Below are 14,157 nucleotides of genomic sequence, written 5' to 3'. Positions count from 1 at the left end.
GCTGTAGCACTTTCGACTCCCACGAATTAAGGACGATTCATGCGCTCGAAGCCGCTTCTTCCTGCCCTCCTGCTGGTGGGCGCCGGTCTCTCCCCGCTGGCCCAGGCCAGCAGCGACGACTCCTGCTATCCCGATTGGTCGCTGGTCGGCGGCGGTGTCTGCGATACCCTGCCGTTCCTCGCCCCGGGCAACGACACCCGCGCCAACCTGCGTCTGCTGCTGGCCGACGCCGGCCACTGGCGGCTGGTGGAGGCGCCGCCGTCGGAGGAAGAGAAGCTCGAAGGCTACGGCCTGGTGCCGTTCGGCCTGTTCCGCCTGCTGCCCGGCGACGGCAGCCAGCCGCCTGCGCCGGCGGCGAGCGAGGCGGAGACACCGCCGCCTGCGCCAGCGCCCTCGCCGCTCGCCGAACTGGCCCGGCAGATGGGCGCCGCAGCGCTACCGGAAAAGATCGCCGGCGCCGAATTCTTCGAGGGCGAGGGCAGCCGCTGCCGCAGCAACGACCAGGACAGCGCGCTGGCGTTTCTTCGCCAGGTGCGTGACGCCGGGCTGGGCGAGGCGGAGACCAAGGCACTGGCCAACAGCCGCCTGGAGCTGCTCGGTGCCTGCGGCTGGGAACAAGAGGAACTGGGCGGTGTGCTCGCGCAAGGCGTCGAGTCGGCCGCAGGCAAGGCCTTCGCCACGTACCTGGAGGCTGCGGCCAACTTCTACAGCGGCCGCTTCGACGAAGCCGAACAGGGCTTCAAGGCGTTGCAGGACGTGTCGCAGCCCTGGCTGAAGGAAACCGCCCTGTACCTGCAGGCGCGCACCCTGCTCAACGCCGCCCAGCAGAACGCCTTCGACGACATGGGCTTCCCCGAGTTGCAGAATGTCGACAAGGCTCGCCTGGAACAGACCCGCAGCGCCCTCGATGCCTACCTGCAGGCGTATCCGAAGGGGCTCTACGCCGCCTCTGCCAAGGGCTTGCAGCGGCGCGTGCATTGGCTGGCCGGCGACCAGAAGCTGCTGGCCCAGGACTATGCCGCGCAATTCGCCGAAGCCGAGCAAGGGCAGCGCAACATGGCCCTGGAAGACCTGGTCCAGGAGGTCGACAACAAGCTCCTGACCGGTATCCAGCTCGGCGACATCCAGACCCCGCTGCTGCTGGCGGTGGCCGACCTGGTGCAGATGCGCGCCCACGATCCGTCGACCCCGCGCAGCTTCACCTGGGAAACACTGCAGGCCCAACAGGCCAGCTTCGCCGCGCATCCCGAACTGTTCGCCTACCTGCAGGCGGCCTATCGCTTCTATGTCGACCAGGACCCGGCGAAGACCCTCGAAGCGCTGCCGCAAAAGGTCGGCAGCCTCGACTACGTCGGCTTCAGCCAGCAGACCCTGCGTGGGCTGGCGCTGGAGCAACAGAAGGACTGGAAAGCCGCCGAGGCGCTCTGGCTGGAACTGTTGCCGCAGGCCGCGCAGCCGTACCAGAAGGGCCAGTTGCAGTTGGCCCTGGCGCTCAACTACGAGCGCAGCGGCCAGTTGGAAAAGGTCTTCGCCGAAGGTTCGCCGGTCCAGGAGCCGCTGCTGCGCAGCATCCTCCTGCGCAACGTCGCCGACGCCGCGCTGTTGCGCCGCCAGGCCAAGCAGGGGGCGACGGCGGAAGAGCGCGACAGCGCGCTGTTCACTCTCCTTTACAAGGACCTGCGCCGCAGCCGCTTCGCCGACTTCGGCAAGGACTTCGCGCTGCTCGGCGAAACCCCCTCGCAGACCAAGCTGGGCACCAGCCTCGGCTATGTCTACGGCGCCGGCAACAGCCTGGAGCTGTTCCGCTGGAAGGGCGACAAGGCCGAGTCCGGCTACGTTTGCCCGGCCATCGCCGAGTCGGCCGCGGCGCTGGCCGCCGATGACAAGGACCCGAAGGGCCTGAACTGCCTGGGCGAATTCATCCTGCGCAACGGTCTTGACGGCATGCCGCTGGACAGCCAGCCCGAGGCCAACGAGCTGGGCGGCACCCCGAGCGGCTTCAAGGGCGCGGTGTACTCCCGGCTGGATGGCTATCGCCTGGTCATGGACAACCCCAAGGCACCGCGCGAAGACAAGGCCTACGCGCTGTTCCGCGCGATCAACTGCTTCGCCCCGGCCGGCTACAACACCTGCGGCCAGCAGGACATCCCGCAGGCCGAGCGCAAGCAATGGTTCCGTACGCTCAAGTCGACCTACGCCGACAGCTCCTGGGCCAAGGAACTGAAGTACTACTGGTGAGGCGCTGGCGAGCCTGGCTGGCGGGCCTGCTGCTGGGCCTGCCGCTGTTGCCGTCCGTCGAGGCCGCGGTGCGCGCCGAGGACTACGGCGCTTTCTGGCTGTGGAGCGGCGTCGCGCCGCAGCCGGTGCTGGCGCGGGCCGAGACGCTGTACATCCTGCAGGGACAGATCAGCCAGTCGCGCCGGCGCCCCGGCGAGGGCGTGCGGCTGATCGCCCAGGGCATCTCGGTGCCGCGCCTGGCGCGGGGCGAGATCTGGGTGGTGTACCGCGCCCATACCCTGCGCTGGACGCCGCAGATCTACCAGGCCGTGCTGAACCAGGTGCAGCGCTGGAAGCGTGCCGGCAACCCGGTGGTCGGCATCCAGATCGACTTCGATGCGCGTACCCGCTACCTCGACGAGTACGTCGATTTCCTCCGCGACCTGCGCCGGCGCCTGCCCCGCGAATACCGCTTGAGCATCACCGGGTTGCTCGACTGGGGCAGCAACGCCGAGCCGGCGGCGATCAACCGGCTCAAGGGCGTGGTCGACGAAGTGGTGGTGCAGACCTACCAGGGGCGCCACAGCATTCCCAACCACGCCGCCTACCTCCCGCGGGTCAGCCGCCTGCAACTGCCGTACCGGATCGGCCTGGTCCAGGGCGGCGACTGGCAAGCCCCCGACTACCTGGAAAAGAGCCCCTGGTTCAGGGGCTACGTGGTGTTCCTGCTCAACCCTCAGTGAGCGCAGCCGCAAGCGCCCTTGCCGGCACACCCGCCGCTGCGTTCGGCCTGCGGCTGGCGGGTGTCCTGGCCGGGCTGGAGATCGCGCATCAGTAACGCGTAGCGCAGGTCCAGGCCTTCCGGCAGCGCCAGGTAGACCACGTGGCCATTGCCCGGCGCCACCTCGATGGCTTCGCCGGCGGCGTTGCGCAGGTCCTCCACGCGCAGGCTCAGGTTGCCTCGCGGAGTCATCAGTTCGACGCTGTCGCCGCGCTGGAAGCGGTTCTTCACCTCCACCTCGGCCAGGCCGTCGCGGCGTTCGCCGGTGAGTTCGCCGACGAACTGCTGGCGCTCGGACAGCGAATGGCCGTGCTGGTAGTTCTGGTACTCGTCGTGCACGTGGCGGCGCAGGAAGCCCTCGGTGTAGCCGCGGTGGGCGAGGGACTCCAGGGTGTCCATCAGACCGCGGTCGAACGGCTTGCCGGCCGCCGCGTCGTCGATCGCCTGGCGGTAGACCTGGGCGGTGCGCGCCACGTAGTAGTGGGACTTGGTGCGGCCCTCGATCTTCAGCGAGTGCACGCCGATCCGCGCCAGCCGCTCGACGTGCTGTACGGCGCGGAGGTCCTTGGAATTCATGATGTAGGTGCCGTGTTCGTCCTCGAAGGCGGCCATCGGTTCGCCGGGACGGTTGCCTTCCTCGAGGAGGAACACCTGCTCGGTCGGCGCGCCGCGTCCCAGGGTCGGCTCCCGCGCCACCACGTTGCCCAGCTCGTCCTCGCGGCCCTCCACCGCCTTGTATTCCCAGCGGCAGGCATTGGTGCAGGTGCCCTGGTTGGGGTCGCGGCGGTTGATGTAGCCGGACAGCAGGCAGCGCCCGGAATAGGCCATGCACAAGGCGCCGTGGACGAACACTTCCAGCTCCATGTCCGGCACCTGCTGGCGGATTTCCTCGATCTCCTCCAGCGACAGCTCGCGGGAAAGGATCACCCGGGTCAGGCCCTGCTGCCGCCAGAATTGCACCGCGGCCCAGTTCACCGCGTTGGCCTGCACCGACAGGTGGATGGGCATCTGCGGGAAATGCTGGCGAACCAGCATGATCAGGCCGGGATCGGACATGATCAGCGCATCCGGACCCATGGCGACCACTGGCTCCAGGTCGCGCAGGAAGGTCTTCAGCTTGGCGTTGTGCGGGGCGATGTTGACCACCACGTAGAAGCGCTTGCCGAGCGCGTGGGCCTCGGCGATGCCTTCGGCCAGTTGGGCGTGGTCGAAATCGTTGTTGCGCACCCGCAGGCTGTAGCGCGGCTGCCCGGCGTAGACGGCATCGGCGCCGTAGGCGAAGGCATAGCGCATGCTTTTCAGGGTGCCGGCGGGGCACAGCAGTTCGGGGCGGAGGGCGGTGGCGGTCATGGTTCGGGCTCGCAACGACGTGGGCGCGCGACTTTAGCCGAGCGCGCGCCGGGCGATCCTGAGCCGGATCAATGTCCGCGTCATTCCAGCCAGCGTCGACCCTGCAGTTCCAGCAGCAGTTGCGCCTGTTCCGGGCCGTTGCTGCCGGCCGGGTAGGGCCGCGGGCTCTGGTAGTGCTCGCGCCAGCCGGCGAGGATCGGGTCGACCCAGCCCCAGGCGGCCTCTACCTCGTCGCGGCGCATGAACAGCGTCGAGTCGCCCTCGATCACGTCCAGCAGCAGGCGCTCGTAGGCGTCCCAGCGCCGCTTGTTGCGGCTGAGGGCCTCGGCCAGGTTGAGGTCCAGCTCCACCGGTTCCAGTTGCATGCCCTTGCCCGGGGTCTTGGCCATCAGTTGCACGCTGATCCGCTCCTCCGGCTGCAACCTTATCCACAGGCGGTTGGCCGGCCCGCCGCCGCCGTCGATCAGGCTGTGTGGCACCGGCTTGAACTGGATGACGATTTCCGAGCACTTGCGCGCCATGCGCTTGCCGGTGCGCAGGTAGAACGGCACCCCGGCCCAGCGCCAGTTCTCGACCTCGGCCTGGAGCGCGACGAAGGTCTCGGTATCGCTGTCGTTGTCGACGTTCTTCTCGAAGTAGTACGCCGGCACCTCCTGGCCGCCGATCCTGCCGGCGGCGTACTGGCCGCGTACCGTCTTGTCCTGCACGTCGAGCCCGGAGATCGGTTTCAGCGCCTGCAGCACCTTGAGCTTCTCGTTGCGCACCGCCTCGGCGTCGAAACGCACCGGCGCCTCCATCGCCACCAGGCAGAGCAACTGGAGCAGATGGTTCTGCACCATGTCGCGCATCGCCCCGGCGTGGTCGTAGTAGCCGCCGCGGTTCTCCACGCCAAGGGTCTCGTTGACGCTGATCTGCACATGGTCGATGTGCGCCGCGCGCCAGACCGGCTCGAACAACGCATTGGCGAAGCGCAGGGCCATCAGGTTCTGCACGGTTTCCTTGCCCAGGTAGTGGTCGATGCGGAACACCCGCGACTCGTCGAACACCCGACCGATGGACTGGTTGATCGCCCGCGCCGAGTCCAGCGAATGGCCCAGCGGTTTTTCCAGCACGATGCGCGCTTGCGGCCCGGCGAGGCCGGCGATGGACAGGTTCTGCGCGATCGGCGCGAACAGGCTCGGCGAGGTCGCCAGGTAGTGCACCAGCACCCGGCCCTCGCTGCTCTTCAGGTGCCGCGCGAGACGGCCGAAGTCGGCGCTCTGCGAGGCGTCCATGGCCAGGTAGTCGAGGCGCGCGGCGAAGCCTTTCCATTGTTCGGCGGCGAACTCGCTGCGCGCCACCACCGCGCGGACGTTGCGCTCGGCGAGGGCGAGGAAGGCGGCGTTGTCCAGCGCGCTGCGGGCGAGGGCGAAGATCCGCGTATCGGCCGGCAGGCGATCCTCCCGGTGCAGGCGATAGAGCGCCGGCAGCAGCTTGTGCAGGGCCAGGTCGCCGGTACCGCCGAAGACCAGGATGTCGCAGGACGTTGGAGTGGCTGGTGTACTCAAGGCAAGCTCCCGACGGCGTTGGCTGGGCGTGGCTGACTGTTTGTAGTATAACTACAAGGTTACTACAGAGAATCGAGCCCAGCCTGTGAACCTGCTGCAGCACATAGCCCAGTCCCGCCAACAGCTCCGTAAGTCGGAACTCAAGGTCGCCGATCACGTTCTCAACGATCCGGCGTCGGTCATGCACAGCTCCATGGCCGAACTGGCCCATGGGGTCGGGGTCAGCGAGCCGACCATCGTGCGTTTCTGCCGCGCCATCGGCTGCAGCGGCTTCCAGGACCTCAAGCTGAAGCTGGCGCAGAGCCTGGCGGCCGGCGCCAGCTTCGGCCAGTTCTCGATCCACGAGAGCGACTCGGTGGCCGACTTCAGCCTGAAGATCTTCGACACCACGCTGCACAGCCTGATGGAAGTCCGCGAGCACCTGGACACCCACGCCCTGGAGCGCGCCATCGCCGCCATCGCCCACGCCCAGCGCGTGGAGTTCTACGGCTTCGGCGCTTCCGGCGCGGTGGCCTCGGATGCCCAGCACAAGTTCTTCCGCCTGCTGCTGTCGGCGGCGGCCTACTCCGACCCGCACATGCAGGCGATGTCGGCGGTGACCCTCAAGCCCAGCGACGTGGCCATCTGCATTTCCCAGTCGGGTCGCTCGAAGGACCTGCTGATCACCGCCAACCTGGTCCGCGAGGCCGGCGCCACGCTGATCACCCTGTGCCCGAGCCAGACCCCGCTGGCCGACCTGGCCACGGTCAACCTGGCGATCGACGTGCACGAGGACACCGACATCTACACCCCGCTGACCTCGCGCATCGCCCACCTGGTGGTGATCGACGTGCTGGCGATGGGCGTGGCCATGGCCCGCGGCCCGGACCTGGTCAACCACCTCAAGAGCGTCAAGCGCAGCCTGCGCAGCCTGCGCCTGTCGCCGAAGGTGATGAAGAACCAGGAAGAGCGCGGCGAGCCGTCCTGAGGCGCCGCCGGGAAGGCATAACGCAGTCTTCACCGGCCTGCCGCCAAACCGTCACATTGCTGCGCGATGCTCGCGACTCCAGCCAGTCGGCCATGGGAGACGCGAGATGCCCCGTCATAGCGATGCCAATGCCCAGCACGTGGATTCGAAAACCCGCCGCAAGCTCGAAGACCAGCGGCGCATGCAATTCCGCCGGGCGATCGAGGACCACTGCGAAGAACTGCGCCTGCGCCAGGAACTGGCCGACTACCCCGAGCTGGTAGCCGCCGCCTACCTCAGCTCGAACCGCCAGGGCCGGCGAAGCGCCCAGCGAGCTGGCTGATCAGCGCCCGCTCCTCGCGGACGAAGGCGACGAACGCCTGGGCCACCGGGCTCAGGCGCTTGCCCTTGGCGTGCACCAGGCACCAGCTGCGATAGAGCGGCAATTCCTCCACCGGTAGTTCGCGCAGCAGGCCGTTGGCCAGTTCCTGGTGCGCCGCATGGCGCGGCAGCAGGGCCAGGCCGAGGCCGGCGATCACCCCTTCGCGCAGGGACTCCAGCGAGGCGATCTCCTGGATCTGCGAGAAGTGCGCGCGGCGTTGCTGGAAGAACTCCTCGCAAGCCTTGCGGGTGCCCGAGCCCGGTTCGCGGACCAGTAGCGGGAAGGGCTCCAGGTCCTTCAGGGCCAGCTTCGCGGCGTTGCACAGCGGATGGTCCGGCGGCGCCACGGCGATGATCGGGTTGTTCAGGAAGGGCAGGAACTCCAGGGCCATGTCCTGCGGTACCAGGGACATGATCACCAGGTCGTCGCGGTTGTCGGCCAGGCGCTTGATCACCTGGGTGCGGTTGACCACCGTCAGGCTCAGGCTGACTTCCGGATGCAGGTTCTGGAACGCCTTGAACAGGTGCGGGGTGATGTACTTGGCGCTGGACTCCACCGCCAGGCGCAACTGGCCCTGCAGCGAGCCCTTCAGGTCCGAGAGCTGCATGTCCAGGCTTTCCAGGCGCTGAAACAGGTCGGTGCTGGTCTTCAGCAGGGCTTCGGCGGCATCGGTCAGGTAGAGCTTCTTGCCGACGTACTCGAACAGCGGCTGGCCGACCAGCTCTTCCAGTTGGCGGATCTGCAGGCTGACCGCCGGCTGGGTCAGGGCCATTTCCTCCGCCGCCCGGCTGTAGGAGCGGCTCTCGCATACGGCACGAAAAACCTGAAGCTGCCGTAATGTCATACGCATCAACGACTTACGCATTCCAGTCACACTCTGACCGAGATCGGTCGGGCGACTATAAAGCTTTTCTAATGGCTATCCCAATAATTATTGATTTTTGTTAATCACCCTCACGGGGGTAGGGTAAAAGCGCGACCGGGAGCTGCCTGCCGGTCATGCAGCGACCGGAATATCCGGATCGACCGTACCAGGTTCCCAACCCCGAAGAGGGAGACCTCCGTGATCAAGAAGATCCTGATCGCCAACCGCGGCGAGATCGCCGTCCGCATCGTGCGCGCCTGCGCCGAGATGGGCATCCGCTCGGTGGCCGTCTACTCCGAGGCCGATCGCCACGCGCTGCACGTCAAGCGCGCCGACGAAGCCCACAGCATCGGCGCGGACCCGCTGGCCGGCTACCTCAACCCGCGCGCCCTGGTGAACCTGGCGGTGGAAAGCGGCTGCGACGCCCTGCACCCCGGCTATGGCTTCCTCTCGGAAAATGCCGAGCTGGCGGAAATCTGCGCCGAGCGCGGTATCAAGTTCATCGGCCCGTCGGCGCAAGTGATCCGCCGCATGGGCGACAAGACCGAAGCCCGCCGCAGCATGATCGCCGCCGGCGTGCCCTGCACCCCCGGCACCGAAGGTAACGTCGCCGACCTCGCCGAGGCCCTGCGCGAAGCCGAGCGGATCGGCTACCCGGTGATGCTCAAGGCCACCTCCGGCGGCGGCGGTCGCGGCATCCGTCGCTGCAACAGCCGCGAGGAACTGGAGCAGGCGTTCCCGCGGGTGATCTCCGAGGCGACCAAGGCCTTCGGCAGCGCCGAAGTATTCCTCGAGAAGTGCATCGTCAATCCCAAGCACATCGAGGCGCAGATCCTCGCCGATTCCTTCGGCAACACCGTGCACCTGTTCGAGCGCGACTGCTCGATCCAGCGCCGCAACCAGAAGCTCATCGAGATCGCCCCGAGCCCGCAGCTCACCCCCGAGCAGCGCGCCTACATCGGCGACCTGGCGGTGCGCGCGGCCAAGGCGGTGGGCTACGAGAACGCCGGCACCGTGGAGTTCCTGCTCGCCGACGGCGAGGTGTACTTCATGGAGATGAACACCCGGGTCCAGGTGGAGCACACCATCACCGAGGAAATCACCGGCATCGACGTGGTCCGCGAGCAGATCCGCATCGCTTCCGGGCTGGAGCTGTCGGTCAAGCAGGACGACATCGTCCATCGCGGCTACGCCCTGCAGTTCCGCATCAACGCCGAGGATCCGAAGAACAACTTCCTGCCCTCGTTCGGCAAGATCACCCGCTACTACGCCCCCGGCGGCCCCGGCGTGCGTACCGACACGGCGATCTACACCGGCTACACCATCCCGCCGTACTACGACTCGATGTGCCTGAAGCTGATCGTCTGGGCGCTGACCTGGGAAGAGGCCCTCGATCGCGGACTGCGCGCCCTTGACGACATGCGCGTGCAAGGGGTCAAGACCACCGCGCCGTACTACCAGGAAATCCTCCGCAACCCGGAATTCCGCAGCGGCCAGTTCAACACCAGCTTCGTCGAAAGCCACCCGGAACTGACCCAGTACTCGATCAAGCGCAACCCGTCGCACCTGGCCATCGCCATCGCCACCGCCATCGCGGCCCACGCCGGCCTGTAAGGGAAGGAGCAGAACATGAGCAACACCATCCAAGCGAAGAAGACCGGCGTCACCGATACCATCCTGCGCGATGCCCACCAGTCGCTGCTGGCGACCCGCATGCGCACCGAGGACATGCTGCCGATCTGCGACAAGCTCGACCGCGTCGGCTACTGGTCGCTGGAAGTCTGGGGCGGCGCCACCTTCGACGCCTGCGTGCGCTTCCTCAAGGAAGACCCGTGGGAACGCCTGCGCAAGCTCAAGGCAGCGCTGCCCAACACCCGCCTGCAGATGCTCCTGCGCGGGCAGAACCTGCTCGGCTACCGCCACTACAGCGACGATGTGGTGCGCGCCTTCGTGGCCAAGGCGGCGGTCAACGGCATCGACGTGTTCCGCATCTTCGACGCGATGAACGACGTGCGTAACCTGCGCGTCTCCATCGAGGCGGTGAAGGCCGCCGGCAAGCACGCCCAGGGCACCATCTGCTACACCACCAGCCCGGTGCACACCATCGAGGCCTTCGTCGCCCAGGGCAAGGCGATGGCCGACATGGGCGTCGACTCCATCGCCATCAAGGACATGGCCGGCCTGCTCACCCCCTATGCCACCGGCGACCTGGTCAAGGCCCTGAAGGACGCCCTGCCGCTGGACGTGGTGGTGCATTCCCATGACACCGCCGGTGTCGCCAGCATGTGCCAGCTGAAGGCCGTGGAAAACGGCGCCGACCGTATCGACACGGCGATCTCCAGCATGGCCTGGGGCACCAGCCACCCGGGCACCGAGTCGATGGTCGCGGCGCTGCGTGGCACCCCCTACGACACCGGCCTGGACCTGGAGCTGATCCAGGAGATCGGCATGTACTTCCACGCGGTGCGCAAGAAGTACCACCAGTTCGAGAGCGAATTCACCGGCGTGGATACCCGCGTGCAGGTCAACCAGGTGCCGGGCGGGATGATTTCCAACCTGGCCAACCAGCTCAAGGAGCAGGGCGCGCTGAACCGTATGGGCGAGGTGCTCGAGGAAATCCCGCGGGTCCGCGCCGACCTCGGTTTCCCGCCGCTGGTGACGCCGACTTCGCAGATCGTCGGCACCCAGGCGTTCTTCAACGTGCTCGCCGGCGAGCGCTACAAGACCATCACCAACGAAGTGAAGCTGTACCTGCAGGGCCGTTATGGCAAGGCCCCCGGCGAGGTCAACGAGCAACTGCGGCGCCAGGCCATCGGCAGCGAGGAAGTCATCGACGTGCGCCCGGCCGACCTGATCAAGCCGGAGCTGAACAAGCTGCGCAGCGAGATCGGCAACCTGGCCAAGTCCGAGGAAGACGTACTCACCTACGCGATGTTCCCGGACATCGGGCGCAAGTTCCTCGAAGAGCGTGAGGCCGGCACCCTGAAGCCCGAGGAACTGCTGCCGATTCCCACCGGCAAGGGCGTCGCCGCCGCCGGCGCGGAAGGCACCCCGACCGAGTTCGTCATCGACGTGCACGGCGAGACCTACCGCGTCGACATCACCGGGGTCGGCGTGAAGAGCGACAACAAGCGGCACTTCTACCTGTCCATCGACGGCATGCCGGAAGAAGTGGTGTTCGAGCCGCTCAACGAATATGTCGCCGGCTCCGCCAGCGGCCGCAAGCATGCCAGCGAGCCGGGCCACGTCAGCACCACCATGCCGGGCAACATCGTCGACGTGCTGGTGAAGGAAGGCGATAGCGTCAAGGCCGGCCAGGCGGTGTTGATCACCGAGGCGATGAAGATGGAAACCGAGGTCCAGGCCGGCATCGCCGGTACGGTCAAGGCGATCCACGTGGCCAAGGGCGACCGGGTCAACCCGGGCGAGATCCTGATCGAGATTGCGGGCTGACCGCGACAGACGGTTAAAGTCCCTGGGGGAGCATGATGCTCCCCTTTTTTTATCGGCATCGGTTGCCGCGTCGGCTGGCTGTTCGCCCTGCCAGGGTGCGCCCGGCGCGCGCGCCGCCTAGAATGCCGCCTCTGCCCAACGGCGCGTCGCGCCGCAGGCGCTGACTATCGGGAAGTCCAGGTGTCGTCCTCTCCAGCTCAAACGCCCAGCCGCCGGCCCTCGCTGCTCGGCGGTTCGATGATCATCGCCGGCACCGCCGTCGGCGCCGGAATGTTCTCCCTGCCCATCGCCATGTCCGGCATCTGGTTCGGCTGGTCGGTGGCGGTGTTCCTGCTCACCTGGTTCTGCATGCTGCTGTCGGGGATGATGATCCTCGAGGCCAACCTCAACTACCCGGTGGGCTCGAGCTTCTCGACCATCACCCGCGACCTGCTCGGCCAGGGCTGGAATGTGGTCAACGGGCTGAGCATCGCCTTCGTCCTCTATATCCTCACCTATGCCTATATCTCCGGCGGCGGCTCGATCATCGGCTACACCCTGTCCAGCGGCCTCGGCGTGACCCTGCCGGAAAAGCTCGCCGGGCTGCTGTTCGCCCTGGCGGTGGCGCTGGTGGTGTGGTGGAGCACCCGCGCGGTGGACCGCATCACCACGCTGATGCTCGGCGGCATGATCATTACCTTCGGCCTCTCCATCAGCGGCCTGCTCGGGCGCATCCAGCCGGCGATCCTGTTCAACAGCGGCGAGCCGGACGCGGTCTACTGGCCCTACCTGCTGGCGACCCTGCCGTTCTGCCTGACTTCCTTCGGTTACCACGGCAACGTGCCGAGCCTGATGAAGTACTACGGCAAGGACCCGCAGCGGATCAGCCGTTCGTTGTGGATCGGCACCCTGATCGCCCTGGCCATCTACCTGCTGTGGCAGGCCAGCACCCTGGGCACCATCCCGCGCGAGCAGTTCAAGGGCATCATCGCCGGCGGCAGCAACGTCGGCACCCTGGTGGAATACCTGCACCGGATCACCGCGTCGGATTCGCTGAACGCGTTGCTCACCACCTTCTCCAACCTGGCGGTGGCCAGCTCCTTCCTCGGCGTGACCCTCGGCCTGTTCGACTACCTGGCCGACCTGTGCAAGTTCGACGACAGCCACTTCGGGCGCTTCAAGACCGCGTTGCTGACCTTCGTCCCACCGACCATCGGCGGGCTGCTGTTCCCCAACGGCTTCATCTACGCCATCGGTTTCGCCGGGCTGGCCGCGGCGTTCTGGGCGGTGATCGTTCCGGCGCTGATGGCGCGGGCCTCGCGCAAGCGCTTCGGCAGCCCGCTGTTCCGCGCCTGGGGCGGCACGCCGGCGATCGTGCTGGTGCTGCTGTTCGGCGTGGCCAACGCGGTCGCGCACATCCTGGCCAGCCTGCACTGGCTGCCGGAGTACCGTTGAGCGACCGGCAGTCCCTGCCAGGGGCTAGTCGCGCAGCGCCTCCAGCGTCTGCCGCTGGCGGCCTTCGGCGTCGAAGTTGGAAGGATCGAGCCAGCGCTCGAACGCCGCCTGTCGCGCCGGCCATTCGCTGTCGAGCAGGGAGAACCAGGCGGTGTCGCGGTTGCGCTGCTTGACCACCATGTGCTGGCGGAAGGTGCCTTCGTAGGTGAAGCCCAGGCGCTCGGCGGCGCGCATCGAACGGGCGTTGCCGGCATTGCACTTCCACTCCAGGCGGCGGTAGCCGAGGCGGCCGAGGGCGAGTTCGGCGAGCAGGTAGACCGCCTCGGTAGACCCCGGTGTGCGCTGCATCGGCGCGCCGAAGGCGATATGGCCGATTTCGATGACGCCATCCTTCGGCGTGATCCGCAGGTAGCTGAGCAGGCCGACGGCGCGCTGCGTGCGCCGCTCGCGCACGGCGAAGAACAGCGGGTCGCGGCTGGCCGCCTGGCTGGCCAGCCAGGCGTCGAACGCCGGGCGCTCGGCGAACGGGCCGTAGGCCAGGTATTCCCACAGGAGCGGGTCGGCGCCAGGCCCTTGCAGGGCGTCCCACAGGTCGTCGCCGTGGCGTTGCGGATCGAGCGGTTCGAGCTTGACGAAGCGGCCGTCGAGCGGGGCGTGGGGTGGAGTGGCGACGGGGCGCCAGTTCAAGGGTTCGCGCATGCTGGGCCTCAGAGAATCCTGCGGTACTGAAGGAAACCGGACTTGTCGGCGATGCGCTCGTACAGCTTCATCGCGTCGCTGTTGCTCTCGTGGGTCAGCCAGTGCACCCGCGAACAGCCAGCGGCGCCGGCCTCGGCGTAGACATGCTCGATCAGCCGGCGCCCTATGCCTTCGCCGCGCAGGCCCTCGGCGACGAACAGGTCCTGCAGGTAGCAGTAGTCGCCGACGGTCCAGCAGGAGCGGTGGTAGATCCAGTGCACCAGGCCCACGGCGCGCTCGTCGAGCCAGGCGAGGGCGGCGTTCATCGGTTCGTCGGCATCGAGGAAGCGCTGCCAGGTGGCGTCGCTGGTAGCGGCGGCGATCTCGGTCTTGTAGAAGCGCTGGTAGCCCTCCCACAGCGGCAGCCAGGCGGCGTGGTCGGCGGCGCCGACGGGACGAATCTGCAGGGACGTGCTCATGGCTCGGTTCCATGTCCGGGTAAAG

The 14,157-nt window shown here is 67.3% G+C and carries 12 protein-coding genes; 7 read left to right on the top strand and 5 right to left on the bottom strand.

What is annotated here, in order from left to right; genetic code table 11:
• The first annotated feature begins 39 nt into the window (after positions 1-39).
• Positions 40-2,238 (top strand): PA5441 family protein, encoded by a 2,199-nt coding sequence (locus tag HMPREF2914_RS12445; protein ID WP_023092784.1) that lies wholly within the window; start codon positions 40-42, stop codon positions 2,236-2,238.
• Positions 2,235-2,960, top strand: a complete 726-nt coding sequence (locus HMPREF2914_RS12440; protein WP_023092783.1) for a DUF3142 domain-containing protein — start codon at positions 2,235-2,237, stop codon at positions 2,958-2,960. The genes HMPREF2914_RS12445 and HMPREF2914_RS12440 overlap by 4 nt, the downstream gene beginning before the upstream one ends.
• On the opposite strand, the gene yegQ is transcribed toward HMPREF2914_RS12440, so the two are convergent.
• Positions 2,954-4,348: a prephenate-dependent tRNA uridine(34) hydroxylase TrhP gene (gene yegQ, locus HMPREF2914_RS12435; RefSeq protein ID WP_003142098.1), complete on the bottom strand. Its 1,395-nt coding sequence runs from the start codon at positions 4,346-4,348 to the stop codon at positions 2,954-2,956. The genes HMPREF2914_RS12440 and yegQ overlap by 7 nt on opposite strands.
• Before the next feature lie 80 nt (positions 4,349-4,428).
• Positions 4,429-5,895 (bottom strand): glucose-6-phosphate dehydrogenase, encoded by a 1,467-nt coding sequence (zwf, locus tag HMPREF2914_RS12430; protein WP_003096859.1) that lies wholly within the window; start codon positions 5,893-5,895, stop codon positions 4,429-4,431.
• Positions 5,896-5,980: 85 nt separating this feature from the next.
• On the opposite strand from zwf, the gene hexR reads away from it, so the two are divergent.
• Both hexR and HMPREF2914_RS12420 read left to right on the top strand, forming a co-directional pair.
• Positions 5,981-6,862 carry a transcriptional regulator HexR gene (gene hexR, locus HMPREF2914_RS12425; protein ID WP_003096857.1) on the top strand — a complete coding sequence of 294 codons (882 nt, stop codon included), beginning with the start codon at positions 5,981-5,983 and terminating at the stop codon, positions 6,860-6,862.
• 106 nt (positions 6,863-6,968) lie between these two features.
• The gene (locus HMPREF2914_RS12420) at positions 6,969-7,184 is read left to right on the top strand and encodes a PA3496 family putative envelope integrity protein (RefSeq protein WP_003105559.1); all 216 of its coding nucleotides are present in this window, start codon (positions 6,969-6,971) and stop codon (positions 7,182-7,184) included.
• Here HMPREF2914_RS12420 and pycR read toward each other — a convergent pair.
• A complete protein-coding gene (pycR, locus tag HMPREF2914_RS12415; RefSeq protein WP_003121355.1) occupies positions 7,138-8,073 on the bottom strand; it encodes a LysR family transcriptional regulator PycR in 936 nt (311 codons plus the stop codon). The genes HMPREF2914_RS12420 and pycR overlap by 47 nt on opposite strands.
• A 213-nt stretch (positions 8,074-8,286) precedes the next feature.
• Here pycR and HMPREF2914_RS12410 point away from each other — a divergent pair, with 213 nt between their 5' ends.
• The 3 genes from HMPREF2914_RS12410 (at position 8,287) to mtr (ending at position 12,975) form a co-directional block, all read left to right on the top strand.
• Positions 8,287-9,702: an acetyl-CoA carboxylase biotin carboxylase subunit gene (locus tag HMPREF2914_RS12410; protein WP_003096848.1), complete on the top strand. Its 1,416-nt coding sequence runs from the start codon at positions 8,287-8,289 to the stop codon at positions 9,700-9,702.
• Positions 9,703-9,717: 15 nt separating this feature from the next.
• On the top strand, positions 9,718-11,541 hold the full coding sequence (gene oadA / locus HMPREF2914_RS12405) for a sodium-extruding oxaloacetate decarboxylase subunit alpha (RefSeq protein WP_003105555.1): 1,824 nt from the start codon (positions 9,718-9,720) through the stop codon (positions 11,539-11,541).
• Positions 11,542-11,721: 180 nt separating this feature from the next.
• The gene (mtr, locus tag HMPREF2914_RS12400; protein ID WP_003146817.1) at positions 11,722-12,975 is read left to right on the top strand and encodes a tryptophan permease; all 1,254 of its coding nucleotides are present in this window, start codon (positions 11,722-11,724) and stop codon (positions 12,973-12,975) included.
• Between the two features lie 24 nt (positions 12,976-12,999).
• Here the strand turns inward: mtr and HMPREF2914_RS12395 are convergent, their stop codons facing one another.
• Positions 13,000-13,674 carry a GNAT family N-acetyltransferase gene (locus HMPREF2914_RS12395; RefSeq protein WP_023092782.1) on the bottom strand — a complete coding sequence of 225 codons (675 nt, stop codon included), beginning with the start codon at positions 13,672-13,674 and terminating at the stop codon, positions 13,000-13,002.
• 8 nt (positions 13,675-13,682) lie between these two features.
• A complete protein-coding gene (locus tag HMPREF2914_RS12390; RefSeq protein ID WP_003142089.1) occupies positions 13,683-14,132 on the bottom strand; it encodes a GNAT family N-acetyltransferase in 450 nt (149 codons plus the stop codon).
• Positions 14,133-14,157 lie beyond the last annotated feature (25 nt).

The organism is Pseudomonas sp. HMSC067G02 (assembly GCF_001813485.1).
Taxonomy (GTDB): Bacteria; Pseudomonadota; Gammaproteobacteria; order Pseudomonadales; family Pseudomonadaceae; genus Pseudomonas; species Pseudomonas aeruginosa.
Note: the sequence above shows the minus strand (reverse complement) of the source record. Positions and strands in the feature narration are given on the sequence as shown.